Origin of the sequence: Oceanobacter sp. 4_MG-2023 (assembly GCF_030689165.1) — a bacterium.
Lineage (GTDB): Bacteria > Pseudomonadota > Gammaproteobacteria > Pseudomonadales > Oceanobacteraceae > Oceanobacter.
In genome coordinates, this window is the sequence record NZ_JAUYVV010000015.1 from 25,905 (window position 1) to 50,921 (window position 25,017).

A 25,017-nucleotide genomic window follows, 5' to 3' on the forward strand; every position below is an offset into this window, starting at 1 on the left:
ATGAGTCACCCGGTCGTACCCTCTGATACCACAACGCCAACTGGCGGTCGTATCTTTCATCCCAAAGCCGCTGAGCCAGCGCCCGTTACCGTTGTTGGCAAACAAGCCTGGCTCAAGAACAACCTGTTCTCCTCGCCACTGAACAGTGCCATCACTCTGGTTCTGCTGGCATTGCTGGGGTCATTTATCCCGGCATTGGCCGACTGGCTGTTTATTTCAGCCCATATCAGTGGCCAGACCCAGGATGCCTGTACTGGCGACGGTGCCTGTTGGGTATTTATCAAGGTCTGGATACAACCGCTGATGTATGGCAACTATCCGGATGCCAGCCTGTGGCGGGTCAATCTCAGCCTGATATTGCTAGGGGCCGTATTATCCTCCCCTTACTGGTTGCCACCGAAACTGCGCAACAAGGTCGATATCATGTTGCTGCTGGCCTTCCCCTTTATGGCCATTATCATTCTTGATGGCCGTTTACTGGGTCTGGAATACGTCAGCACCGCCTACTGGGGTGGTTTTTCTCTCAACCTGTTCCTGGCGTCTGCCAGTATTATTCTGGGGATGCCACTGGGGTTTCTATGGGCTCTGGGACGACGTTCCAATATGCCTATGGCCCGCAGCATCTGTGTGGTACTGATCGAATTTTTCCGTGGCGTACCGGTACTGGCACTGTTCTTTATGGGCTCGGTCATGTTGCCGCTGTTCTTCCCGGAAGGCACCAACGTCGACAAACTGTTGCGGGTCTGGATCGTACTGACGCTGTTTATGGCGGGGTATATGGCCGAAGTGTATCGCGGTGGTTTTCAGGCGATTCCATCCGGACAGTATGAAGCCTCTGCCGCCATTGGCCTGAGCTACTGGCAAACCACCTTGCTGGTGATTTTGCCGCAGGTGATCAAGGTCTCCATGCCGAATATTCTGGCCACCTCGGTCATGCTGTTCAAAAACACCACCTTCCTGATGATCATTGGTATTTTTGAAATTCTCAGTACAGCCCAAAATGCCCTTACCAATTCCAACTGGCTGGGTGGCTTCTCCACCGAAGCGTACCTGTTTGTTGCGGTGATTTACTGGATCTGCTGTTTCAGCATGTCGATGGTCGCCACCCGCATTGAACGCAAACTAGACACCAGCCACAAGTCCTGACTTACGGAAACCAAGCGATGAGTACCAATCTGAACAACAGCAACGTCTCTCAGGGCACAGCGCCGATACAGGCTCCCGGCGATGTCATCACCCTGGCCAGCCTGAACAAGTGGTACGGTGATTTTCATGTTCTCAAGGACATTAATTTCACCGTCAAGAAAGGCGAACGTATCGTTATCTGTGGCCCCTCCGGCTCGGGTAAATCGACCATGATCCGCTGCATCAACCGCCTGGAAGAATTCCAGCGCGGCGCGCTGATCGTCAACGGCATCGAAATGATCGATGACGTCAAAAACATTGAAGCCATTCGTCACGATGTCGGTATGGTGTTCCAGCATTTTAACCTGTTCCCACACCTGACCATTCTGGAAAACCTGACCCTCGGGCCGATCTGGGTGCAAAAAAAGCCCAAGGCCGAAGCAGAAGCCATGGCGATGAACTATCTGGAACGGGTCAAGATTGCAGAACAGGCGCTGAAATACCCAGGCCAACTGTCTGGCGGTCAGCAACAGCGGGTAGCGATTGCCCGGTCACTGTGTATGGCACCAGAAATCATGCTGTTTGACGAACCCACCTCCGCCCTCGACCCGGAAATGGTCAAGGAAGTGCTCGACGTGATGGTCGAACTGGCGGATGAAGGCATGACCATGCTGTGTGTTACCCATGAAATGGGCTTTGCCAAAAAAGTGGCTGACCGTGTGATCTTTATGGACGGTGGCGAAATCGTTGAAGAAAACACACCGGTTGAGTTTTTCGAACAACCAGAAACCGATCGCTTGCAGCTGTTCCTCAGCCAGGTACTGCAGCACTGATCAAACCCTCGCTCGATGGGCTGCATTGCAGCCCATCACGCTGATCAATACCAACGCTGGCTATCCTTTTATTCTTTGTATCCCTGGCTTCGGCCTCCCGCCTGATAGCGTCACAGCGCCCGAACCCTGGTGGCCCAGTCGTAACAAAGACAAACCAGACACAGCATACCGACACCACCCTATCGTGGGTTTATTTCCTGGGTTTATTTCCTGGGTTTATTTCCTGGTTGCACCCACCTTGTTATCACAGAGCCAATCCAGCGCATCGATATAATTATCAAAAAAGCGCACTTCCCCAGCAATAAACCAACTGGCAATTCTGGCAATCCACTGCTGCCAGTCGGCATTACCATAAATGGCAATCCGCTCAAATTCGGAGCCGTGCTTCAACCCCAGTTTGAGATCATCCCAGGCGGCCTGTAACTCCCAGCCTTCAAATTCGGAACCATCGATCATGATTCTGACCTTGGGATCATTGACTTCCGCCAGCGCCCCATCCAGCAACGGAGTAATGGTTTCATAATCGCGATGCGTCAGGATTCCCTGAGCCTTGAGAGAGATAAAAAACCGCTCATTTTCACGGTTGATTCCAATCGATAACCCATGCTGTTTACGCGTCATTGCAGCCTCCTTGATCAGGCAGTCATGAAGAGATAAGTATCAGATTACCCAAGAATAAAACGACCACAAGCAGCTGCATCAAGCCAACTGCAACTCATCGTGCCAGAAAGCACCGTAGTCAAACCCCGCTAACTTCATACACTGTAGGGGACATCTATTTAATCCTGCACGGCTCTGCGCGAGTGTCGCCGACTTGTGACTTGACCCGTCAGGCCCGCAAGTCGGCTTCGTGATTCGAAACCATCCGGTAGCCCAGAGTGAGCACCGGATTAAATGGATGTCCCCTGTACACTTTTACCCTGTCGATGGAGACTGAATCATGAGCGATACGACCTATACGCCTCCCAATGTCTGGACCTGGGAACCTGGCAATGGCGGCAAGTTTGCCAGTATAAACCGCCCGGTAGCCGGAGCCACTCACGACAAGGAATTGCCTCGGGGTGAACACCCATTGCAGCTTTACTCCATGGGAACACCTAACGGCATCAAGATCACCGTAATGCTGGAAGAGCTGCTGGCAGCAGGAAAAACCGCCGCAGAATACGACGCCTGGATGATCCAGATTGTTGATGGCGACCAGTTCAGTTCCGGTTTTGTCGACGTTAATCCGAACTCCAAAATTCCAGCGCTACTGGATTACAGCGTCACACCACCACAACGAGTATTTGAATCCGGCTCCATCCTGATGTACCTGGCCGAAAAGTTTGATGCCTTTATTCCCACCGATGCCGCCGGCCGTACCGAATGCTTTAACTGGTTATTCTGGCAAATGGGCAGTGCCCCCATGCTGGGCGGTGGCTTTGGTCATTTTTACGCCTACGCCCCAGAAAAATTTGAATACCCCATCAACCGCTTCACCATGGAAATCAAACGTCAGCTCGACGTACTCGACCAGCACCTGGCACACAACACCTTTATGTGTGGCGACGAATATACCATCGCCGATATCGCCATCTGGCCCTGGTATGGCGCATTGATTCTCGGACGCCTGTACGATGCCGCCGAATTTATTGAAGCCGAGGGTTACACCCACGTGATGCGCTGGGCCAAAGCCATTGATGCACGCCCGGCGGTTAAACGCGGCCGTATTATCAACCGCAACTTTGGTGAGCCAAACGAACAACTGTTAGAACGTCATAACGCCAGCGATATTGATACCGCTTTGAACGCGGGTAAATAAAAACCGCCGGAAGTGCTCTAACAAACACAAACGGCACTGTTGTAGTGGTTCAATAATCCCGTACACCTCTCTTATGGTGGTAATCTTACCACTTACGTTGGTGCCCGAAATTATTGAACCACTACAGGTATGCTTTCTTAAGCATTCATATTGAACTTAAGTAAGCTTTCCAACCTTTAAAATTGGTGATTTCTTCCGCACCTTCTATTCCAGAAGGTTCACATATAAACCCGCTCACTTGACTGCCATTCGCAAGAATCACTTTACCTATACCTAGTGGCGCTGGAATGCATGCCACAAAGCTACCGAAGTTTTCAGTAGGTATAGACCAAACTTCCACTTCAATCGCTGAGCCTTTTTCTTTGTCTAAAACAAGCCCGGGCCTTAACGGCGGGCCACCGGCTAAGGCGTACATGCGATAACTGGCTGCAGTTTTTGTTTTGGCTTTCAACATGGCTCCACGCTCAACAAGTTGCCAATTCAATGGCTGCCCTGTTAAATGAGCACCACAAACCATCACATCAATGGTTTTAGTGCTTGTCACTGGTGTCGTATTTTTCGGTGTGGCGATGCTGTCTAGAGCCCCTTTTTTCAAAGGTAAAGCTTGCTGAATACGGTTAGCAATCGACATCAACTCTCTATCACTAAAAGTCGAACCGACTAAAGTAATACCAAAAGGCATATCACTTTCCATCATCATCGTCGGCACAGCGATAGAAGCGAGGTCTAATAGGTTCATGAAGTTAGTGTAATAACCCAGCTCGCTATTATGCTTAATCGGCTCTGCCAACATTTCTGCGACCGTGAAATGACGACCTGCGGTTGGCGTTAGCAAACAATCGACCTGCGCTATTTGTGCTAAACAATTTTGTTTTAAATCATTAATACGATACTGTGCTTTAAACAAAGACGTAGCAGGTGGTTTTCCACCGGGTGCAATAATTTCTCGAACCACAGGAAATATCGCCTCTGGCTTGTCGTCAATCAAAGGTTGAGCGGCAATATAACGCTCCGATACCCACGGGCCTTCATACAACAGTTTGGCGATTTCATCGAATGGGGCAAAATCAATTTCTTGGAATGAAAAACCTTCGTCCTTGAGTTTTGCCAAAGTGGCTTCATAAGCTTTTTGATAACCTTTGTCACCAAAGAATTTCAGCTGATGTTCTGGGATCACACCGACCATTAATGGCCCTGTTCGCAATCCATATTGCCTTGCTTGGTTCAAAAATGGATTAGCACGGCTGTAACCATCTCTTTTATCAAAACCTTCTGCTACTGATAAAACAAGATTCGCATCGTCTGTGTTGTAAGAGAAAATGGTGATGCAGTCCAAACTACGGCATGCTGGTACTAAACCGGTTGCCGATAACAAACCGATACTTGGCTTCACACCGACAAGATTATTAAAACAAGCTGGAATACGACCAGAACCTGCCGTGTCGGTTCCTAAACTGAATGAAGCTAACCCCAATGCAACCGATACCGCAGAACCTGAACTAGAACCACCGCTCACATAATCGTAATTAAACGCGTTATGGCACGCGCCATAAGGTGAACGTGTACCATTTAGCCCTGTTGCAAATTGGTCTAAGTTCGCTTTACCAACAGGTATAGCACCAGCATCAATAAGCTGTTGTACGACTTGAGCAGAAACGTCCGGTGTATAAGCAAACTCTTTACATCCTGCCGTCGTCGGAATACCTGCAAGGTCAATATTGTCTTTAATAACAAAGGGAATCCCCCACAATGGATGAGTATCCAAAGGTTTTTCTTTTAGACCTTCTAACCAAACAGATTGCTCTGCTTGCGATAGCTGATGAATCCAAATATTGTGGTCTTTATACTGCTCTGCACGCTGTCGAATATCTTCCATAATTTTCTCTGGTGTGACTTTTCCTTCTGCATATTGAGCGCGCAGTGCATCAATGCCCATATCAAGGCTATGTTCTATTTCGTTATTCATCGTCATACTCATAATTCTCAGTTCCCATTCTCTACTTATTTGCAGCTTCTAACACGACAATGGCTTGCCCTGCGCTGACTCGACTACCGTCGGTTAATAACAAATCCGTCACGACACCGGCTTCTGTAGCGTATAAAGGAATTTCCATTTTCATCGACTCTAAAATAACCAATAGTTCGCCTGCTTGTACTTCTTGTCCTACTGTCACCTCTGTCTGCCATAAGCTGCCAGAGACAGGGCTATCGATAACAATCGCGCCTTCATTCCATGTCACTTCACTTGCTACTACATCCGCTTCTTCACTATCAAAATGGAATTGGCCATTGGCGTGCCAATTCGCCAACTCCGTTTCGAAGGCCTCATTGCGTTGCTGCTTAAAAGTATCGATGCTGTCGCTTTGTTCCTCTATAAAAGCTTGATAGTCAGCCAGAGAAAATTCACTTTCCTCAATACGAATTGGGCTTTTGTTATTAGAAAAGCCACCATGAGGGAAATCGTCACGAATTTGTTGTAGCTCTTCATGACTCACCTCGTAGAAACGAATTTGATCGAAGAAACGTAATAGCCAAGGCTTGCTGAATTCTGTCGTTTGGCGGTAGCGGTTCCACATTTGCAGCGTTCGTCCCACGAATTGATAACCTCCAGGTCCTTCCATGCCATACACACACAAATAAGAACCGCCAATGCCAACGGAATTTTCTGCGGTCCATGTTCTCGCTGGGTTGTATTTGGTTGTCACCAAACGATGACGAGGATCCACTGGCGTTGCGACTGGTGCGCCGAGATAAACATCCCCAAGCCCCATTACCAAGTAACTCGCACTGAAAAGAATGTCTTTCACATCATTTATGCTGTCCAAGCCATTAATACGGCGGATAAATTCCAAGTTGCTTGGGCACCAAGGGGCATTCGATCGTACGGATTGGCTGTATTTATCAATGGCTTCTTGGCAGGCTTTATCGTCCCAAGAAAGCGGTAAATACACGATACGAGAAGGCACAGATAATTCCGTGAGTTTTTCGCTGAGTGCCATTTCAGCTTGCTCAAGATGCTCAAGTAATGCGGTGTAACTTAATACTTGGCTATCATAGTGAATCTGCAAAGAGCGAATACCTGGAGTGAGTTCTCGCATGCCTTTTAACGGATTTTTTTCTAGCCATTGCATTAAAGCATGAGCGCGAAAACGTAAACGAATATCTAAAATTTGTTCGCCGTATTCCACTAACAAGAAATGATCGCCAGCAGCACGATAAACAATCTCGTCGCCAAAACGATCAGCAGGTAAGGTTTTCAGAATAGGACTCAAAACAGAGCAAGGCATCGTCCTGTTTTGAATGCTTGTTAATTCAGATAAACCTTTATTTTGTTCCGCTTCTAACGCGACAGCATCTTCAATACTGACAGAGACAAAACGAATTTTATCTCCCGCACGCAACTGCCCAAGCTTCCATAAATCAGCCGTAATGACGGTTGCAGGACAAACAAAGCCACCTAAAGAAGGACCATCAGGTCCAAGAATCACCGGCATATCTCCGGTAAAATCCACGCTGCCAAAAGCATAAGCGTTATCGTGAATATTCGAAGGATGCAAGCCAGCTTCACCACCGTCTTTACGAGCCCATTCAGGTTTAGGCCCGATTAAGCGTACTCCCGTTCGGCTGGAGTTATAGTGAATTTCCCACTCTGTTTCAAAAAAGGTTTTAATGTCTTCATCGGTAAAGAAATCCGGTGAACCATGAGGACCATAGATAACACGCAGTTCATATTCATTAGTAAGTTCCCGCAGCAAACCAGACGGTACAACGGTGTTTGGTTCTTCTGTCACGGGTTCCAGTACATGAAGTACGTCACCCGTTTGAATCGCACGCCCGTTGTGGCCGCCAAATTGTCCTAGCGTAAAGGTGGACTTTGAGCCCAAATAATCTGGACAATCAAAGCCACCTGCCACCGCAAGGTAGCTTCTTGCACCACCGTCTTTGATTCTACCTAACGTCAATGTTTGACCCGCTGATAGCTCGATGACTTGATTAAGAGGAATCGGCAGACCATCTAACTTAGCGTCAATTTTTGCCCCTGAAAGCGCAATTTTTGTGTCATAACTGAAACATAACGTTGGCCCTTGGAGAGTAATTTCCATCGCAGCCCTGTCTATTGGGTTGCCTAATAAACGATTGGCTAAGCGGAAATGATAATTATCAAACGGACCAGAAGGTGGTACGCCGACATTCCAGTGATGCTCACGACCTGGAAAGTCCTGTAGAGTGGTTTGCGTGCCGCCACTTTGCACATCAATACGTTTTGGTTGATATTTAAACTCATTAAGATAACGGGTACTGACCTCTCCCTTTAAAAGAACAGGATCAACAACAAGATTACGTAGGTAATCTAAATTGGTTTCCGTACCATAAATAATACTCTCATCTAATGTGTTTTTTAGCGCTAGAAAAGCACTGTCTCTATCTTCTTTGTGAACAATAACCTTGGCGAGCATTGGATCAAAATAAGGCGATACTTGTAGGCCTGTTTCTATCCAAGAGTCGATACGTACTTCATTGTCTTGGTTCTCAGGAAAGGACACCTGACTAAGTAAGCCAGACGACGGCTGAAAGTTTTTATAAGGGTCTTCTGCATAAACTCGAACTTGTACTGCATGGCCTTTGGCCACCAGATTATGACGTTTATCGTCTAAGGCCAAATCTTCCCCAGCGGCTAAACGAATCATCCACTCTACAAGGTCAACACCGTAGACTTCTTCTGTCACACCGTGTTCAACTTGTAAGCGAGTATTTACTTCCAAAAAGTAGAAGTCTTCACTGTCCATGTCATAAATAAACTCGACCGTCCCTGCATTACGGTACTTAACGGAAGACAGCAAAGATTCTGCTGTGGCATGAAGCTGTGCACGAACTTGTTGAGTTAAATGTGGGGCAGGACATTCTTCCACGACTTTTTGGTTGCGGCGCTGACTGGAACAATCTCGCTCCCCTAAAGCTAATGCTTTACCTTTACCATCGGCAAAAATTTGAACTTCTATATGACGCGCACGAGCGATGAATTTTTCTAAAAACACACCGTCATCGGCAAAGTTATTCGCGCCCAAACGCTTCACTGAATCGAAGCCGTCTTGAAGCTCCTTTTCATTGTGGCAAAGCTGCATACCGATACCGCCACCACCAGCGGTACTTTTCAGCATAACGGGATAACCAATATTATTAGCTGTCTCGCAAGCGGAAGTTAAATCTTTTAATAAGTCTGAGCCTGACAATAAAGGCACATTCGCTTGTTCCGCTAACCCACGAGCACGATGTTTCAGACCAAATTCCACCATTTGCTCTGCAGTAGGGCCAATAAAAGCAATACCTTCTTCTTCACAACGACGAACAAAGGTCGCATTTTCACTTAGAAATCCGTAACCGGGATGTATAGCGTTCACGCCAGATTGTTTCGCAATGGAAAGGATTTTCTCCATATCCAGATACGTTTCGCTGGCACTGCCTTCACCCAATGAAAAGGCTTCATCGGCCTGTTTAACATGTAAACTCTTAGCATCTGATTCCGCATAAACGGCTACGGAGCCAATCTGCATTTTTTTCAGCGTTCGCAGAATACGGGTCGCGATCGCGCCACGATTAGCAATGAGTACCTTGTGAAACTCATAATTGGTTTTGCTCTGCATACTTTAACCTTGTTCGGGCCGTCCCGATTGCACTCTCATCACAATGGCCGTCCACTGTGCGTGTTATTATTCAAATCTCAATATGCCTCTCTTTTACTACCTTAAGCGAGACTCAATTAAGCTTCCAAAACTAATAAATTAATCGGTGTTGGGTTGTAACCATTACAAGGGTTATTTAATTGCGGACAGTTCGAAATCAGTATCACTATGTCCATCTGAGCTTTCATTTCCACATACTTTCCAGCACCAGAAATGCCATCTTCAAACGTTAAACCACCCTCTTCCGTAACAGGCACATTCATAAAGAAATTGATATTGTGGCTGATGTCGCGTTTCGATAAGCCATACTCTGGATTTTCCGCAATCGCCAACATCCAGCTATCACGACAGGCGTGCATACAACGCTTTTCTAGGTCATAACGTATGGTGTTACTTTCTGTTGCACAGGCACCACCTAAGGTGTCATGTCGACCACAAGTATCTGCTTCAATGGTGATCATTACGTTATTTTCGTTGGTACGAAGCTCTGATCCAGCGGTCAAATAAACATTCCCTTGTTCACGAATAGTGTCAGTTGCACTATAACGCTCAGACGGTTTATTGGCGTTGTAAAAAAGTGTGTCCGCTGCTTGGTTACCTTCCAGGTCAACGATACGAAAATAACTGCCTGATTTGATAGTAGCAATAAAATAATCGCCCGCTTCAATATGAAAAATTTGGCTTGCTTCATTGGTATTTAATACGCTTTCTTTGATCATGGATTAACCCTCATAGCCAAGATAATAAAGTTCGTTGTTCGCAAAACCTCGTTCATTTTCTGGGCGAGAAATTTTGCAAAAATCGTCTGCTTCAACTGGCGCTGCTTTTTCTAATAGAATTGAAACTGGCTTTTTCGGATAGGTCGTTGCTTGACTCAAAGGATGAGCACAAGTGTGCAGCATAACCAAAGTATCCATTTCAAAACGCAAAGTGATACGACTACCCGCTGGGCTGTTGTCTTCTACTAAACGCATATTACCGTCAGCATCTGTGACAACTTTGCTAAACAAATTTAAGTTCGCAGTACTGTCCGCTTGAGTTAATCCGTATTTTGCCATCTCGACTAATAAAGCATCCGTACCATTTTGCAGCCATTCATTATGATCTTTTTGATAATCACGCTTACCCCATTTCGCTTCCACATGAGAGGCATGGCTGTTTCCGCTCACAGTTTCATGCCAACCTACTGAATCTTCGATGATGGAAGCGAAAATACGCCCCATATCGGAATACAGACAATGACCTTTTGTTAGCTTGAAAGTATGTTGTCCTTTCAATGTATCTGGCGCGTTATAACGCTCTAGCAAGTTCTCAGGGTTGTAAAAAACCATGCCAACATTGGCACCGCCTTCCACATCTGTTAGCGTCATTTGCATACCGCGACGCACTTTCAAAGACCAATGACTGGCCGCTGGAATAATAGTTTTGTAATTTTTCATTGCTTTTCCTTTTCAACTAATTACCAGTCATCAAACTGGCGCTTGGATCTACAGGATGAAGTCGGTCATCAATTTCCTCATAAAGGTCTTTTGAACCATGACCAAGCGGTAAATCGTAAGTAATGGAAGCCCCATAAGCATTTGGAGAATGCGGATCGTGGCGCACCTTATCGAATACCCAAAGTCTTGAGCCTAGATAAAACCCTTCTTTTAAGTCATGAGTCACCATAAAAACGGTTAGATTGTGCTCTCGCCATAGTTCCAACACTAAAGCGTGCATATCGGCTCGGATACCAGGATCAAGGGCACCAAACGGTTCATCAAGTAATAGAATTCTTGGTTTACATATAAGCGCTTGGGCAATAGCAAGGCGCTGCCTCATACCGCCAGACAGTTCATCGGGATAACGATGTAACGCATGATCTAAACCGACTTTTTCTAACATTTCTGTTGCTTCTTGCTTCGCTTGGCTCTTTTCTTTACCGAACAAGTAGCCCGTTAAAGAAGACTTTTGAAAACCTTTAGCAGCGATCACATTTTCCAAAACGGTCATATGAGGAAACACAGAATATTGCTGAAATACGATGCCACGATCTGGACCTGGCTCATTAGGTATCGATTTTCCATCCATCAACAACTCACCTGAACTTGGATCTTCAATACCTAAAATCATTTTCAAAAACGTACTTTTACCGCAACCAGACGCGCCGACTAAAGTAATAAACTCACCTTCTTGAACCGTCACATCAACGCGTTCGAGAATGACATCTTTTCCGTATTTTTTACCGATTTTCTTTGCTTGAATAATCGGATTAATCTGAGTATTAATTTGGCTCATGATTTCGCCTCCTGACTCCAAGGAAAGAGTTTTTTATTCACTAGTCCCAGTAAGTAATCAAACAAAAATGCCAATAAAGTAATCCACGCCACATAAGGTAAAATGACATCCATAGATAAGTAACGTCGTACTAAGAAAATTCGATAACCTAAGCCGTCCGTTGACGCGATGGCTTCAGCAGCAATCAAAAACAGCCAACCAGATCCTAATGACAAACGCACCGCATCGATCAATTTCGGCATCACTTGTGGCAATAGAACACGGATTAAAATTTGGAGAGTACTCGCACCTAACGTTTGCGCTTTCACCAGCTGTTCGCTGGGAATCTCTTGTGTTCTTCGCTGAATATCCCGGGCGATAAAGGGCGTTATCCCCACGGCAATCAGAACAACTTTAGACATTTCCCCTAATCCCACTACGATGAATAAAATCGGTAAGAGAGCCAGAGGTGGTACTAACGAAATCACAGTTAAAAGAGGAGAAAAACCAGCAGAGACTAGAGGTAAAGCCCCTGTTAACAGGCCTACCAGCAAACCGATTACCGCCGCTATCGCAACACCTGACGCCAGGCGAATCAAACTGCTTAATGTGTCTTTCCAGAAAATGAGCTCCCCAGTTCGTTTACTGGGCTCAAATGCCATTCTGTACATGGCATCTCCCATTTGACTGAACGCTGGTAACAATTTGTCATTGGAATTAACCGCCAACCTTGCTTCCGATCCCATCATATAAACGATGATTAAAAGAAGAAAAGGAAGCAAACCCAGCAAAATCCCACGGGTTCGAGTCGGCTTATAATTGATCAGTTTTTTCATGCTATTACTCCTCAGTGTTTCCCACTTACCATTGGCGCTATTACCGTAACGCCAATGGTCGTACTGGAAATAGATCATGAGCTAATGCTTATAACTGACCGTTTTTGGCCATTTCCATATAAGTAGGATCAAAGCGAAGTTTTATATAGCTTGGGTCACCGAAAACACCTGCAGGGGTTTCAATACCAATCACGCCGGCACCGGGTGCACCATCGCCTAGCAAGCCATGTTCAAAAGAGAACTCAGCGACGTTTTGCATTGTCGCGATAAGTTTTTCACTATTGGTTAGAGATAAAGCCGCTTCGGGTGTGTAGAACATCTCTGTGCTTGCTAACTGTGCATCATAACCAGCAAGATCCGTTTCAGAGGCTTCTGCCATGAAAGTACGTGTATCGATTGCTACTTTATCGCTGCCACTCATTAACTCCATGATTTCATACCAAGCGCCCACTAAAGCTTTACCTAGATTAGGATTCGCGTTTAGCGTGTCAGTATTGATCACCAATAGGTCAATAATTTCGCCTGGGATTTGAGAGGAATCAAACACCTTGTTGCTATTAGGCTGAGCTAGGATTTCACTTACTAGAGGGTTCCAAGTCACAACAGCCGTAATATCGTCAGTACCATAAACAGAAACCATGTCAGCATCAGATGTGTTAACAACATTCACATCCGCTTCTTTTAAACCAACTGTGTCTAATCCACGAGCCAATAAGTAGTGAGACACACTTAATTCAACAAGGTTAACTATTTGACCTTCGATGTCTGCAAGAGAGGTTTTATCTTTTAGAATGATGGCGTCATTGCCGTTGGAGAAATCACCTACGATTAACGCCGTGCTGTCCACACCACCTGCAGCAGGAATCGTCAATGCGTCCATGTTTGTCATGGTACAAGCATCGAACTGGCCTGTGGTGTATTGGTTGATAGATTCAACGTAGTCGTTGATTTGCACGACATCAATATCGATACCGTATTTGTCGCCCCATTTTTCGACGATACCTTCTTGAGCGCCATATGCCCAAGGCATCCAACCGACATAAATAGACCAACAAACTTTAAAAGAATCCGCCGCCATGGTATTGGCAGAAACAAGAAGGGAAAATAGTAGAACGGTTACTTTTTTTGAGCAGTATTTCATTAGAAGTCACCTTTTCAGTTTTAAAGTTACACATGGAGTACCCTTGGCAATAACGCCATGCGGTCTCCCGGGCTTTTATCCCGCCGTGTAACCCTGAAACATCAAGGTCGAAAGCTCTCGGACCAGTCTTCACTAAACTTTTCAGCCTAGCCGGAACCCTAGCTTTCTATTGAATTCTAAATTGTCTTGTCCGATATCACCAAAGATACTAACAAAAAAATTCAAGCATATAGTGTGCCAAATCAAAAACCACTTTAAAAACAAAGTGTTAGATTTTAATCATATCTATTTCACTCTACTCAAAGACAAGTATTGCTCTAAAATAGAGCAATACTGATAAGCATTGCTCTATTTAGGGTCTACTTGTAGTGGTCAACTAATCCCGGACAGTGTTTTGAGTTTTTCCTCAGCCTGCAACGGGCGAAATGCCACCATTGAATGCGTGAGATCGCTGTCGGTTGTAATAGCCCATCAAGTAGCTCCCGACATCTTTCTGGTCATCCGGCACCTCATTTATGGCGGCGATCTCACCACCTACGTGGTGTCCCGAATCATGGGACCACTACATACCACCCCGAATCGTAGGGACGCCCTCCATGGCTGCCCCAATATCTACTCCAATACCCGCTCCAATACCCAATCTGACAAACACAAACGGCACTGGTATGGCCACGGACGGCGCTGTTCCCTACCGTTCTGTCGCCATCGGTTATTTCAGTTTACGCACGCGTTTGGCAAATGGTGCCTTGCCTGCGCTGCCTTTTCCTGCGCCAGCGGCCTTGCCACTGACCACGCCTTTGGCTTTTTTCGCTGCAGCGCCTTGAGAGCGGGCTTTGTTATTGCCGCTGTCGGCTTTTTGCGCAACCGGTGCTTTGGCAGCCTTGCCTTGCACACCACGTCCTTTGGCGTGGTAGCCAGGACGCTGGCGGCTACCGGAGGGAGCATCTTCGGCGGGGATCAAGGCATCCGGGCCTTTACCAATCAGGTCATGGCGTCCCATACGTTTGAGTTCTTCACGCAGCATCGGCCAGTTTCGTTCGTCGTGGTAACGCAAGAAGGCTTTTTGCAAACGACGCTGTTCAATGTCGCGGGGAATGGTCATTTTGGCGGTTTTGTAGCTCATCCGTTGCAACGGGTTACGTTCGGAGTGGTACATGGCCGTGGCCAGTGACATCGGTGATGGATAAAAAGTCTGCACCTGATCAACACGCATTTTCTGGCTTTTAAGCCAGCGCGCCAGGTTCATCATGTCTGAGTTTTCGGTGCCTGGATGGGCGGCAATAAAATACGGCACCAGATATTGCTCTTTACCGGCTTCTTTCGAGAACTTGTCGAACATGCGTTTGAAGTTGTCGTAGGTGCCCATCCCCGGTTTCATCATTTTGGTGAGGACGTTTTTTTCCGTATGTTCCGGGGCAATTTTTAACAAGCCACCCACGTGGTGGGTCACCAGTTCACGTACATATTCCGGGTCTTCTACCGCCAGGTCGTAACGCAAGCCAGAGGCAATGGCGATACGTTTGACGCCGGGCAAGGCCCGCGCAGCACGATACAACTCGGTGGTCGGTTTATGGCTGGTTTTGAGGTTTTTACAAATACCGGGATACACACACGACAGTCGACGACAGTTTTTCAGGATCGTCTCGCTTTTGCAGTTGAGCATATACATGTTGGCGGTTGGGCCGCCCAGGTCGGAGATGGTGCCTGTGAACCCTGGTACCTTGTCACGGATTTCTTCAATCTCGTGAATAATGCTTTCCTGCGACCGACTCTGAATAATGCGGCCTTCGTGCTCGGTAATCGAGCAGAAGGTACAGCCGCCAAAACAGCCACGCATGATGTTCACCGAAAACCGGATCATGTCGTAAGCCGGAATACGGGCATCACCATACGCCGGATGTGGAATGCGCTGATACGGCAATGCAAAGACGGCGTCCATTTCGTCGGTTTCCAGTGGAATGGGCGGTGGGTTGACCCACACTTCCTGGGTACCGTGTTTTTGCATCAGCGGGTGCGCGTTATAGGGGTTGGATTCCTGGTGTAACACCCGTGAGGCATGGGCATACAGGGCGCTGTCGTTGCGTACCTTGTCGAATGAGGGCAAGCGAATATAGGTGCGGCTGTTGTCGTGTTCGACCTTGCGCTGCAATGGCATCGGGACAATTTTGACCGGCATGATATCGGTGTCGGCATCGGCCCCTGCTTCCAGCGCTTGCTGGTCGGAAGCACAGCTGTCGCTGTTGGCTTCTTTCATTTCATAGGGGTTGGCAATAACGTCGATTTTCCCCGGCCAGTCGATGCGGGTTGAGTCGATTTCAGTCCAGCCTTGTGGCGCGGCATCACGCAAAATGGCGGTACCACGCAGGTCGATAATATCCTTGATATCGCGCCCTTCGGCCAGTTTGTGGGTTAGATCCACCAATGCCCGTTCAGCGTTGCCGTACAGCAGGATATCCGCTCCGGAATCGATCAATACCGACCGCCGTACCTGATCGCTCCAGTAATCGTACTGGGCAATCCGGCGCAGGCTGGCTTCGATTCCGCCAATCACAATCGGAATATCCTTGTACACTTCACGGATTTTCTGCGAATAGACAATTACGGCCCGATCCGGGCGCTTGCCCGGTTCACCGCCGGGCGTGTAAGCGTCTTCCGAACGTACCTTGAGATCCGCTGTGTAGCGGTTGATCATCGAGTCCATATTGCCCGCTGATACCCCAAAGTAGAAATTGGGTTGGCCAAGGCAGGTAAAGGCATCGGGATCGTTCCAGTCTGGCTGACAAATCAGGCCGACGCGGAAGCCCTGGCTCTCCAGCAGCCGTCCGATGACGGCCATCCCGAAACTGGGATGATCGACATAGGCATCACCACACACCACAATAATGTCACAACTGTCCCAGCCCAGCTGATCCATTTCCTCTCGCGTCGTTGGCAAAAACGGTGCGGTGCCGAAACACTCGGCCCAATAGGGAAAATGCGAAAACAGGTGTGGCACCTCGGTCGTGACCGGCTGCTGGTTGGACTGCGACATAAAATTCAAGCTCTTGTATACACGGACTGGCGGACGCCAAAGATTGGCTATTCTCCCAAAATTCGGCCCAAGACTGAAGAATAACCCAGTCAAATAGTCGGAAATTGGCGGTAATATCCCTATTAATTAACACCTGACCGCCTCAGCCGTGCAAAAGACCAGTATCTGATCACAAAAGCGTCATTGGCCGCTGCGTCCATAACAACAACAGGGAATCCCTGCGCGCTTCTGTTATTCCAGCAAAAACTGCTAACATCCTTATTAACTTATCGAGATACAGCCCAACATAATGGCCCACCGTGAATCCCGAGCAAAACAGGGGAGCCCTCCGCCCCGAATCATGGTTGTTGATGACCAGGCCCCTCGGGCTGCCATCCTGCAACAGGCACTGTCGGACGCCGGTTGTGAAGTCGTTGCCTGCCTCGCCAGTGCCCAGGGCCTGATGAAAAAGGTGATGGAACACCAGCCAGACGTCATTATTATCGACATCGAAAGCCCGGATCGGGACATGCTGGAGCATATGACCGTGCTGAATCAGCACAACCCCAAGCCGGTGATCATGTTTTCTGATGAAGACGACCCCGCCACTATTGAAAAAGCCGTACGGGCCGGAGTCAGTGCTTACGTTGTCGATGGTCTCAACCCCGCTCGCGTCAAGTCCATTATGGATGTGGCCGTCGCCCGCTTTCGGGAATTCCAGGCTTTGCGTGGCGAGCTGGAAAAAACCAAAAACCAGTTGGCCGACCGACGTCTGCTGGACGAAGCCAAAGCCTTGCTGATGAAGCAAAAAAACATGTCGGAAGAAGAGGCGTATCACGCCATGCGCAAAATGGCCATGGATCGCGGCCAACGTATGGTGGATGTCGCCAAAAACATTATTTCGGTAATGAACCTGCTGAACGGTTGACTATGACAGACTCTGATCCACTGGAAAAATCCAGCCTGATACTGGGCTACATGCCACTGAGCGACAGCCTGCCCCTACTGGTAGCCGATGCCCAGGGTTACTTTGCCGCAGAAGGCCTCAACGTCGAGCTGCAACAGGAAGTCTCCTGGGCCAATATTCGCGACAAGGTACTGGTTGGCCATCTCGATGGTGCACAAATGCTGGCCCCGATGTTACTGGCGACCCATTTGGGTCTGGGTGGTCTGAAAAAAGCCATGATGGCTCCCTTTGCCTTTGGCCTGAACGGTAACGCCTTTACGATCTCACGATCGTTAGGCCAACAGCTGGAAGAGCAGGCCTCCGGGCAATCTCCTGCAGGGGATGCTATCGCCTCAGGCAAAGCACTCAAAAAGCTGGTTCAGAGCCGCCGTTCCCGGGGTGAGTCGCCGCTGATTTTTGCCACCGTTTATCCCTACTCCATTCACAACCTGTTGCTGCGGGACTGGCTGGCCGCATCGGGCGTGGACCCGGATCAGGATGTGATTCTGGTGGTACTGCCGCCATCACAAATGGTTGATCATTTATCGCTGTCTCATATCGATGGGTTTTGTGCCGGTGCCCCCTGGAACTCAGTAGCGATCCAGCAAGAAGTTGGCGAATGCTTGCTGACTGGCCCGGACTTGTGGCACAGCGCCCCCGACAAGGTACTGGGACTGACCCAGGAGTGGGCCAATACTCACCCCAACACCACCCAGGCCCTGATCCGGGCACTGGACAAGGCCACTCTCTGGCTGGACGATCACCGCGAAGCCGCAGGAGCCTTATTGGCCGATGCGATTCAGATTCCGGTTGCGGCGGCTTTGCCAGCACTGGTGGGCGAGTTTGTTTACCGCCCCGGAGAATCCCAACAGCAGCAGCCGGATATGCTGGTGTTCCACCGCTCATTGGCCAACTATCCCTGGCAAGAGCATGGCGTCTGGTTCCTGCAACAAATGCAGCGCTGGGGCTGGGTCAGTTCCGCCCTGGACTGCGAAGAAACTATCCGCGAGTGCTACCGTAGCGACCTGTACCAGCAAGCATTACAGCGGCCTGCACTCGTGGCAGAAGGTACCCGGCTGGCGCTGGATCATCGCGATCCGTGGCAGCTGGATGGTGTGGCCATGGCACCAACGGCGTTTAGTTATCATCGTTAATCCTGTCACCAGAAACTATGGCCAGAGACCAGAAACCACCGTCAGAAAACGCCCAAAACCGGGCTAACCCGGCCCGTTATTGCACCAGTCTTGTGCCGATTGATCAGGCGATGAGGGATTACCACTTGTTGGCCCAGCCTTGAGGTATTCACAAAAATACCACCCAAGGCCCGCTGTATGGGCGTGACAGCGGTTTTTGTTTCTTTTTCCGGGTGATGCTCAGGTTTTGGCACATCGTTTGAATATCAGTCCTTATACAAGTCCAATGGCGGACTGCATTTAAAACACAGAATTCAAGCAAAGGCGCTACAACGTTTACACGTTGTGGCGCTTTTTTTTTGCTTCAAAACCTGCTTCAGAGAGGAAATATGATGCGAGTAATTACTCCATTACGCCGAACATTACTGACCAGTGCTGCCATTCTGGCAACCGGACTGGCGACGCTGGCGGCACCCGCTGCGCTGGCAAAGCAGTACCCCGAGAAAGAAGAGCTCACGTTCGGCTTTATCAAACTGACGGACATGGCGCCTCTGGCCATTGCTTATGAAAAAGGCTACTTCGAAGACGAAGGCCTGTACGTCACACTGGAAGCCCAGGCGAACTGGAAAGTGCTACTGGATCGTGTGATCGACGGCCAGCTGGACGGTGCTCACATGCTTGCAGGCCAGCCATTGGGCGCCACCATCGGTTTTGGTACCAAGGCCGATATTATCACCGCCTTCAGCATGGACCTGAACGGCAACGCCATCACCGTCTCCAACGACATCTGGCAACAAATGAAGCCTTATGTCCCCATGGGAGCCGATGGCAAACCGATCCATCCAATCAAGGCCGATGCCCTGAAGCCGGTCGTTGACAAGTACAAGGCAGCAGGCAAGCCCTTCAATATGGGCATGGTATTCCCGGTATCGACCCATAACTATGAGCTGCGTTACTGGCTCGCAGCCGGTGGCATTCACCCCGGCTACTACGCCCCCGCCAAAGGCGATACCTCGGGCAAACTCAATGCCGATGCCTTGCTGTCGGTTACGCCACCACCACAGATGCCCTCCACCATGGAAGCCGGTACCATTTACGGTTACTGCGTGGGCGAACCCTGGAACCAGCAAGCCGTGTTCAAAGGCATTGGCGTACCGGTGATTACCGACTATGAAATCTGGAAAAACAACCCGGAAAAAGTCTTTGGTGTAAGCCAGCAATGGGCCGATAAATACCCGATCACCCACAAGGCCGTGGTCAAGGCACTGATTCGTGCCGCTGCCTGGCTCGATGCCGACAACAACGCCAACCGTCCGGAAGCCGTTAAAATTCTCTCCCAATCCAACTATGTGGGGGCTGATTACGACGTGATCGCCAACTCCATGACCGGCACCTTTGAATACGAAAAAGGCGACACCCGGGACGTACCGGATTTCAATGTTTTCTTTCGTTATAACGCAACCTACCCTTACTACTCCGATGCGATCTGGTACCTGACCCAAATGCGCCGCTGGGGACAAATTGCCGATGCCCAACCGGATAGCTGGTACATGGATATTGCCAAAAAAGTCTACCGTCCAGACATCTATGCCGATGCAGCCAAAGCCCTGATCAAGGAAGGCAAGCTGGATGCTGTGGATTTCCCGGACTTCACGGCCGAAGACGGTTTCAAAGCCCCACAGACCCAGTTTATCGACGGCGTAACCTATGACGGTAAAGCCCCCAACGCCTACCTGAAAAAATTCAAGATTGGTCTGCAAGGCAACGACAAAATCTAACATTCGATAGATTTATCAGACCCCGTATCGACCCATACCAACAACAACGGTCGATGCGGCATACACGGCGGGGCGATGCCCCGAACGTCAGCAACCACCGTGCGACCCGGAGATATACAACATGAATATGGCACTGTCGAAATTGCCGTGGCTTGAGCCTATAGTGAAAATCCTGCAAGGCGACAACATCGGTCTGAATTTCCAGATCATCGCCAAAGCCATTGGTGTGCCGCTGGCCGGTATCCTGGTGTTCCTGATGATCTGGCACGGAGCCGCCAGTAATATCGAAACCTCGTTGGGTAATTTCCCCGGCCCAGCGGATGTGTACGAACAGAGCAAGGGCCTGATCAGCGAACACATTGCCGAGCGCGAAAAGGCAGAGGCCTTTTATGAACGCCAACAGCTGCGCAATGATGCCCGCGTGGCCGAAGACCCTGATTATGTGCCAAAGATTCGGGACTACACCGGCAAAGCCACGTATTTTGATCAGATCCTGACCAGCCTGATAACCGTCATGACGGGCTTTATTCTGGCCTCGCTGATCGCTATTCCACTGGGAATCCTGACAGGCCTGAGCGCCACGCTGAACGACGCGTTTAATCCGATTATCCAGATATTCAAACCCGTATCCCCACTGGCCTGGTTGCCACTGGTGACCATGGTGGTCAGCGCCGTATACGTCTCGGATGACCCGGCGGTGCCCAAGTCGTTTGTGAACTCCATGATCACGGTCATGCTTTGCTCGCTCTGGCCTACCTTGCTCAACACATCCGTGGGCGTTGCGTCCATTTCACAGGACTTGCAAAACGTCAGTCAGGTGTTGCGCCTGAACTTCATCACGCATGTCACCAAAATCGTCCTGCCCTCTGCCATTCCCATGATTTTCACCGGCTTGCGACTGTCATTAGGGATTGCCTGGATGGTACTGATTGCTGCCGAAATGCTGGCCCAGAACCCCGGGCTGGGCAAGTTTGTCTGGGATGAATTCCAGAACGGCTCATCCGACTCCCTTGGCCGCATCATGGTAGCGGTAATCACCATTGGCCTGATCGGTTTTGCCCTCGACCGTCTGATGCTCAGCCTGCAAAAAGCAGTGTCCTGGGACAAATCAGCCAACGTACGTTAAGCCATTAACACCGGAGAATTTATTATGAGCGTGATCCTCGACATCAGCCGCGTTGGCATCGAATTTCCAACCCCTAATGGCGCCTTCCGCGCTTTGCGCGACGTTGACCTGAAAATCAGACAGGGCGAATACATTTCCCTGATTGGGCACTCGGGCTGTGGCAAGTCCACGGTGCTGAATATCGTTGCTGGCTTGCTGCAAGCAACCGAAGGCGGCGTCATGCTCCACGGCCGTGAGGTCAACGAACCGGGGCCGGAACGGGCGGTTGTATTCCAGAACCATTCGTTGCTGCCTTGGCTAACGGCCTATCAAAACGTTGAGCTGGCGGTCAAAACCGTCTTCCAGGGCAAAAAATCCAAAGCCGAGATGCGCGCCTGGATTGAGCACAATCTGGAGCTGGTACATATGACTCACGCCATGCACAAGCGCCCGGACGAAATTTCTGGCGGCATGAAACAGCGGGTCGGTATTGCCCGGGCACTGGCAATGGAACCCGACATTTTGCTGATGGACGAGCCGTTCGGGGCGCTGGACGCCCTCACCCGTGCCCATTTGCAAGACTCGCTGATGGACATCCAGAAAGAGCTGAACAACACCGTTATCATGATTACTCACGATGTCGATGAAGCTGTTTTGCTGTCGGATCGGATCGTGATGATGACCAACGGCCCGGCGGCGACCATTGGCGAAATTCTCGACATCGATCTGGAGCGGCCACGTAACCGCCTGGAACTGGCCGACGACCCTCGCTATAACCACCTGCGCCATCAAGTGCTGCGGTTTCTTTATGAAAAACACAAAAAAGTCGCCTGATCCGTCCTGATACACCTCCCCTCCGTCTTGCCCCAATCGTCACAGCAGCCACCGTTCTGATACTTTTATGTCAGAACGGTGGCCTGAAATCATGTCGTAATTCCTACAAACTCATCCTTTTGTCTTACAAAAAACAACAGTAAACGTTTGTTCTGACGACTTTATCCGTTCAAAACAGCGCCATTAAAGGTTTTTCACTCTGGTATGTAATTTGCCGTTATATAAAAATGTATATAACGAAACCATGGCTCAGATAATATTCACGAGCCAGGCAACCACTAGGGGACATCTATTTAATCCTGCACGGCTCTGCGCGAGTGTTGCCGTTGTTCAGAGCAAGGCGACGAATGCAGCGAAATGACGAGTCCTTTTCAAATTCGTCAACACCGCACTGGACGGCGGCAACCCGCGCCCTTCGGGGGCTGCCGGATGATCTCTGTAGCGCGCCGCTTGTTTTTAGACGTTTGGCGCTTTGTTTTTAGACACTATTTAACGCGGTGGAATTTGATTAAGCCAGCGCGCCATAGCGCTGCCAATGCGGTTACCGAACTCAGAATTGGGATGCAAATTGTCTGGCATGTGATCTGTCAAATTTAGCTCATTAACCCCCATGATTTCCAGCGTCGGAAAATATGGACAGCCCCACATCATTGCAGCGTCTTGCATTGCTTTGTGACAGTCGACAACAGTCATACCACTAACATTGGCCTCGCCATACTCTGGCCCTGTATCGTACACGCCAGAGTGCATAGGCCCCCAAAACGCCACAACCGTGTCAGGGTTGCAGGCATGTACTTTTTCAACGATAGCTCGAACTGCTCCGTACATTGTGTTGTCTGTTGCTGCATCACCCCATGCACCTGATGCCGTGTTGCCGTGATGCCAGTTGTTAATCCCAGTACCACACAAAACCAGATCTACATCAGAAAGCGTTTCGGTTGTTAGCCTGTCGGCCATTGTTTGCAGCAATTGACCAACTATTCCGTCAACGCCTGCCTGAATCAGACCCGTGTCATGTATAAATTTCCGCAGATATAACCCCTGAAACGTGATGCTGTCACCAATGACATACGCGTTTTTTCCTAGCCACGGCAACGCCAGTTTGTTCATGTCCTTGTCGATCTGAGCAGTAATGTCAACTGCTATCCCTGACGCCGTACCTGTGAACTCCTCGTATTCTGTATCCCCGCTAAAAGAATACGCACCCCCAGATGACCGCTTCAGCAGCGTGGCACCGCCGTCCTGTGGGATAAAAACACCCAGATTTACACCAGCCGGGATAGCCTGAACCGGGAAGTCAACCCCAGCGATAAACGTGGTCATCCCCAGGCTAGTGGCAACAACTGGTAGTGCAGTAGCCACCTGATACGTGTCTGGGTGTGTTATCTTTTCTGCAATTAACAATTGCAGCTCGCCAATGGCCGATACGTTTACCGTCACAGCCCGCAATAGTCCGTCACCTGTGGTCGATTGAGCATTGATTATCGTCGTGTTTGAGGATGTGGTATATGTTGTGGTATCGGCGCTCATGATGTAGTCGAAAGTCGGTTGCGAAAACCTGACTTGCGCATCCAGCGCGTGAGCTACTTTGTCGTTATCTATTCGCGCTCGCCGCTCCACATCCAATGCACGATCGACGATCGTGCAATTGATCTGCACAGTATGAGCGTAGGCCGTGAATGTAGCGGCGGTATCGTCCCCTGAGTCCCCGGAAAATTTATAATGAACCCCTCCTGTTTTCAACGCACAATACGCGCCGCCAGCGTCGGAACGAATGCCAACATACAAACCGGTGCCCAGCATGAACGGGTCAAAATCACGACCGGCGATGAACTCACACACACCGGTCCGAGTCGCAGTTAGCGGCACGGAATATTGACGCGAATAAACCGTTGATGAACTCTGAGCGAAAAACTCCAAATTAAAATCGCCGCTGCCGACACTGTGAATATAAACAGAAAATAATGTCAGCACGCCCGCAGTTGTCGTCGACGTAGAAACGACCGTGTTGCCGGAACCGGTTCCGAAACCACCGCTTTCCAGATCGTCAGGGCCAATTTCCGTTCTCAGGTCTCCAACCGCCGTCACTGCCGTTTTTTGATCTTGCAGCGCAATGCTGTAGCTGTAGTCCAATGTCGATTTAACCAGCGCCCCATCATCCCAAACCCACAACCCATTGTTATCGGTATCGGGGTCATTGGTTACCTCAACAGATGACGTTGTTACTCCTGCCGCTGTAGCTAGTGCCAACGTGGGGTAGGAGTCTCTCCCGGAAATCCACGCCCGCAGCTCCTCAACCTTTGCATCCATCGCAACCTGTGCCGAATCCATATCAACCATGGCAACACCGTTGCCATTTACAACAATCGCACGGTCTCCTGATTGATAATCTCGCAGGGGAGCTTCGCTGGAGTCCGTCAGTTCAAAATATTCTTGATCAGCCATTATTGACCTCCGAATGAAACCGTGCGGCCGTTAAACGCCAGGCGTTTACCAGAAACCAGTAGGATGGATGTGATGAAAATTGGCTTTGTGTAC

18 protein-coding genes and 1 riboswitch are annotated in these 25,017 nt (G+C 49.2%); of the genes, 8 read left to right on the plus strand and 10 right to left on the minus strand.

The features are described from left to right. Both Q8W24_RS11500 and Q8W24_RS11505 read left to right on the plus strand, forming a co-directional pair. The gene (locus Q8W24_RS11500) at nt 1-1,146 is read left to right on the plus strand and encodes an amino acid ABC transporter permease (protein ID WP_303434577.1); all 1,146 of its coding nucleotides are present in this window, start codon (nt 1-3) and stop codon (nt 1,144-1,146) included. 17 nt (nt 1,147-1,163) lie between these two features. Beyond that, entirely contained in the window at nt 1,164-1,958 is a 795-nt protein-coding gene (locus Q8W24_RS11505; protein WP_303434578.1) for an amino acid ABC transporter ATP-binding protein, read from the plus strand. A 216-nt stretch (nt 1,959-2,174) separates the two neighbouring features. On the opposite strand, the gene Q8W24_RS11510 is transcribed toward Q8W24_RS11505, so the two are convergent. Beyond that, nucleotides 2,175-2,579: an STAS/SEC14 domain-containing protein gene (locus Q8W24_RS11510; protein WP_305414101.1), complete on the minus strand. Its 405-nt coding sequence runs from the start codon at nt 2,577-2,579 to the stop codon at nt 2,175-2,177. A 319-nt stretch (nt 2,580-2,898) separates the two neighbouring features. Here Q8W24_RS11510 and yghU point away from each other — a divergent pair, with 319 nt between their 5' ends. Then, nucleotides 2,899-3,759 (plus strand): glutathione-dependent disulfide-bond oxidoreductase, encoded by an 861-nt coding sequence (yghU, locus tag Q8W24_RS11515; protein ID WP_305475358.1) that lies wholly within the window; start codon nt 2,899-2,901, stop codon nt 3,757-3,759. Between the two features lie 145 nt (nt 3,760-3,904). On the opposite strand, the gene atzF is transcribed toward yghU, so the two are convergent. The 8 genes from atzF to Q8W24_RS11555 all read right to left on the minus strand — a co-directional run bounded on the left by atzF (nt 3,905) and on the right by Q8W24_RS11555 (nt 16,704). Continuing rightward, on the minus strand, nt 3,905-5,737 hold the full coding sequence (atzF, locus tag Q8W24_RS11520) for an allophanate hydrolase (RefSeq protein ID WP_305475360.1): 1,833 nt from the start codon (nt 5,735-5,737) through the stop codon (nt 3,905-3,907). A gap of 19 nt (nt 5,738-5,756) precedes the next feature. Beyond that, a complete protein-coding gene (gene uca, locus Q8W24_RS11525) occupies nt 5,757-9,401 on the minus strand; it encodes an urea carboxylase (RefSeq protein ID WP_305475361.1) in 3,645 nt (1,214 codons plus the stop codon). A 116-nt stretch (nt 9,402-9,517) separates the two neighbouring features. Next, nucleotides 9,518-10,159, minus strand: coding sequence for an urea amidolyase associated protein UAAP2 (locus Q8W24_RS11530; RefSeq protein ID WP_305475363.1), 642 nt, complete (start codon nt 10,157-10,159; stop codon nt 9,518-9,520). Nucleotides 10,160-10,162: 3 nt separating this feature from the next. Then, a complete protein-coding gene (locus tag Q8W24_RS11535; protein WP_303434584.1) occupies nt 10,163-10,879 on the minus strand; it encodes an urea amidolyase associated protein UAAP1 in 717 nt (238 codons plus the stop codon). Nucleotides 10,880-10,895: 16 nt separating this feature from the next. Further along, entirely contained in the window at nt 10,896-11,717 is an 822-nt protein-coding gene (locus Q8W24_RS11540; protein WP_303434585.1) for an ABC transporter ATP-binding protein, read from the minus strand. Then, the gene (locus tag Q8W24_RS11545; protein WP_303434586.1) at nt 11,714-12,532 is read right to left on the minus strand and encodes an ABC transporter permease; all 819 of its coding nucleotides are present in this window, start codon (nt 12,530-12,532) and stop codon (nt 11,714-11,716) included. Before Q8W24_RS11545 ends, Q8W24_RS11540 begins: the two co-directional genes overlap by 4 nt. An 88-nt stretch (nt 12,533-12,620) precedes the next feature. Next, nucleotides 12,621-13,673 (minus strand): putative urea ABC transporter substrate-binding protein, encoded by a 1,053-nt coding sequence (locus Q8W24_RS11550; RefSeq protein WP_305414094.1) that lies wholly within the window; start codon nt 13,671-13,673, stop codon nt 12,621-12,623. A gap of 62 nt (nt 13,674-13,735) precedes the next feature. Continuing rightward, nucleotides 13,736-13,846: riboswitch (guanidine-I (ykkC/yxkD leader) on the minus strand. Between the two features lie 536 nt (nt 13,847-14,382). Beyond that, a complete protein-coding gene (locus tag Q8W24_RS11555) occupies nt 14,383-16,704 on the minus strand; it encodes a YgiQ family radical SAM protein (RefSeq protein WP_305475365.1) in 2,322 nt (773 codons plus the stop codon). Nucleotides 16,705-17,044: 340 nt separating this feature from the next. On the opposite strand from Q8W24_RS11555, the gene Q8W24_RS11560 reads away from it, so the two are divergent. From Q8W24_RS11560 to Q8W24_RS11580, 5 genes are all read left to right on the plus strand, one after another. Further along, complete coding sequence (locus Q8W24_RS11560; protein ID WP_303434589.1) at nt 17,045-17,611, plus strand: ANTAR domain-containing response regulator; 567 nt, start codon at nt 17,045-17,047, stop codon at nt 17,609-17,611. 2 nt (nt 17,612-17,613) lie between these two features. Next, nucleotides 17,614-18,783 (plus strand): CmpA/NrtA family ABC transporter substrate-binding protein, encoded by a 1,170-nt coding sequence (locus tag Q8W24_RS11565; protein WP_303434590.1) that lies wholly within the window; start codon nt 17,614-17,616, stop codon nt 18,781-18,783. Between the two features lie 371 nt (nt 18,784-19,154). Beyond that, the gene (locus Q8W24_RS11570; protein WP_305475425.1) at nt 19,155-20,540 is read left to right on the plus strand and encodes a CmpA/NrtA family ABC transporter substrate-binding protein; all 1,386 of its coding nucleotides are present in this window, start codon (nt 19,155-19,157) and stop codon (nt 20,538-20,540) included. 121 nt (nt 20,541-20,661) lie between these two features. Next, nucleotides 20,662-21,666, plus strand: coding sequence for an ABC transporter permease (locus Q8W24_RS11575; RefSeq protein ID WP_303434591.1), 1,005 nt, complete (start codon nt 20,662-20,664; stop codon nt 21,664-21,666). Nucleotides 21,667-21,690: 24 nt separating this feature from the next. Continuing rightward, nucleotides 21,691-22,479, plus strand: coding sequence for an ABC transporter ATP-binding protein (locus tag Q8W24_RS11580; RefSeq protein ID WP_303434592.1), 789 nt, complete (start codon nt 21,691-21,693; stop codon nt 22,477-22,479). 489 nt (nt 22,480-22,968) lie between these two features. Here Q8W24_RS11580 and Q8W24_RS11585 read toward each other — a convergent pair whose 3' ends face one another. Then, nucleotides 22,969-24,924, minus strand: a complete 1,956-nt coding sequence (locus Q8W24_RS11585) for an SGNH/GDSL hydrolase family protein (RefSeq protein WP_305475367.1) — start codon at nt 24,922-24,924, stop codon at nt 22,969-22,971. Nucleotides 24,925-25,017: the final 93 nt, after the last annotated feature.

Excerpts from the sequence above, each read along its gene's own strand:
- Q8W24_RS11500 (WP_303434577.1), top strand. The coding sequence starts at position 1 with ATGAGTCACCCGGTCGTACCCTCTGATACCACAACGCCAACTGGCGGT.
- Q8W24_RS11505 (WP_303434578.1), top strand. The coding sequence starts at position 1,164 with ATGAGTACCAATCTGAACAACAGCAACGTCTCTCAGGGCACAGCGCCG.
- Q8W24_RS11510 (WP_305414101.1), bottom strand. The coding sequence starts at position 2,579 with ATGACGCGTAAACAGCATGGGTTATCGATTGGAATCAACCGTGAAAAT.
- yghU (WP_305475358.1), top strand. The coding sequence starts at position 2,899 with ATGAGCGATACGACCTATACGCCTCCCAATGTCTGGACCTGGGAACCT.
- atzF (WP_305475360.1), bottom strand. The coding sequence starts at position 5,737 with ATGAGTATGACGATGAATAACGAAATAGAACATAGCCTTGATATGGGC.
- uca (WP_305475361.1), bottom strand. The coding sequence starts at position 9,401 with ATGCAGAGCAAAACCAATTATGAGTTTCACAAGGTACTCATTGCTAAT.
- Q8W24_RS11530 (WP_305475363.1), bottom strand. The coding sequence starts at position 10,159 with ATGATCAAAGAAAGCGTATTAAATACCAATGAAGCAAGCCAAATTTTT.
- Q8W24_RS11535 (WP_303434584.1), bottom strand. The coding sequence starts at position 10,879 with ATGAAAAATTACAAAACTATTATTCCAGCGGCCAGTCATTGGTCTTTG.
- Q8W24_RS11540 (WP_303434585.1), bottom strand. The coding sequence starts at position 11,717 with ATGAGCCAAATTAATACTCAGATTAATCCGATTATTCAAGCAAAGAAA.
- Q8W24_RS11545 (WP_303434586.1), bottom strand. The coding sequence starts at position 12,532 with ATGAAAAAACTGATCAATTATAAGCCGACTCGAACCCGTGGGATTTTG.
- Q8W24_RS11550 (WP_305414094.1), bottom strand. The coding sequence starts at position 13,673 with ATGAAATACTGCTCAAAAAAAGTAACCGTTCTACTATTTTCCCTTCTT.
- Q8W24_RS11555 (WP_305475365.1), bottom strand. The coding sequence starts at position 16,704 with ATGTCGCAGTCCAACCAGCAGCCGGTCACGACCGAGGTGCCACACCTG.
- Q8W24_RS11560 (WP_303434589.1), top strand. The coding sequence starts at position 17,045 with ATGGTTGTTGATGACCAGGCCCCTCGGGCTGCCATCCTGCAACAGGCA.
- Q8W24_RS11565 (WP_303434590.1), top strand. The coding sequence starts at position 17,614 with ATGACAGACTCTGATCCACTGGAAAAATCCAGCCTGATACTGGGCTAC.
- Q8W24_RS11570 (WP_305475425.1), top strand. The coding sequence starts at position 19,155 with ATGCGAGTAATTACTCCATTACGCCGAACATTACTGACCAGTGCTGCC.
- Q8W24_RS11575 (WP_303434591.1), top strand. The coding sequence starts at position 20,662 with ATGAATATGGCACTGTCGAAATTGCCGTGGCTTGAGCCTATAGTGAAA.
- Q8W24_RS11580 (WP_303434592.1), top strand. The coding sequence starts at position 21,691 with ATGAGCGTGATCCTCGACATCAGCCGCGTTGGCATCGAATTTCCAACC.
- Q8W24_RS11585 (WP_305475367.1), bottom strand. The coding sequence starts at position 24,924 with ATGGCTGATCAAGAATATTTTGAACTGACGGACTCCAGCGAAGCTCCC.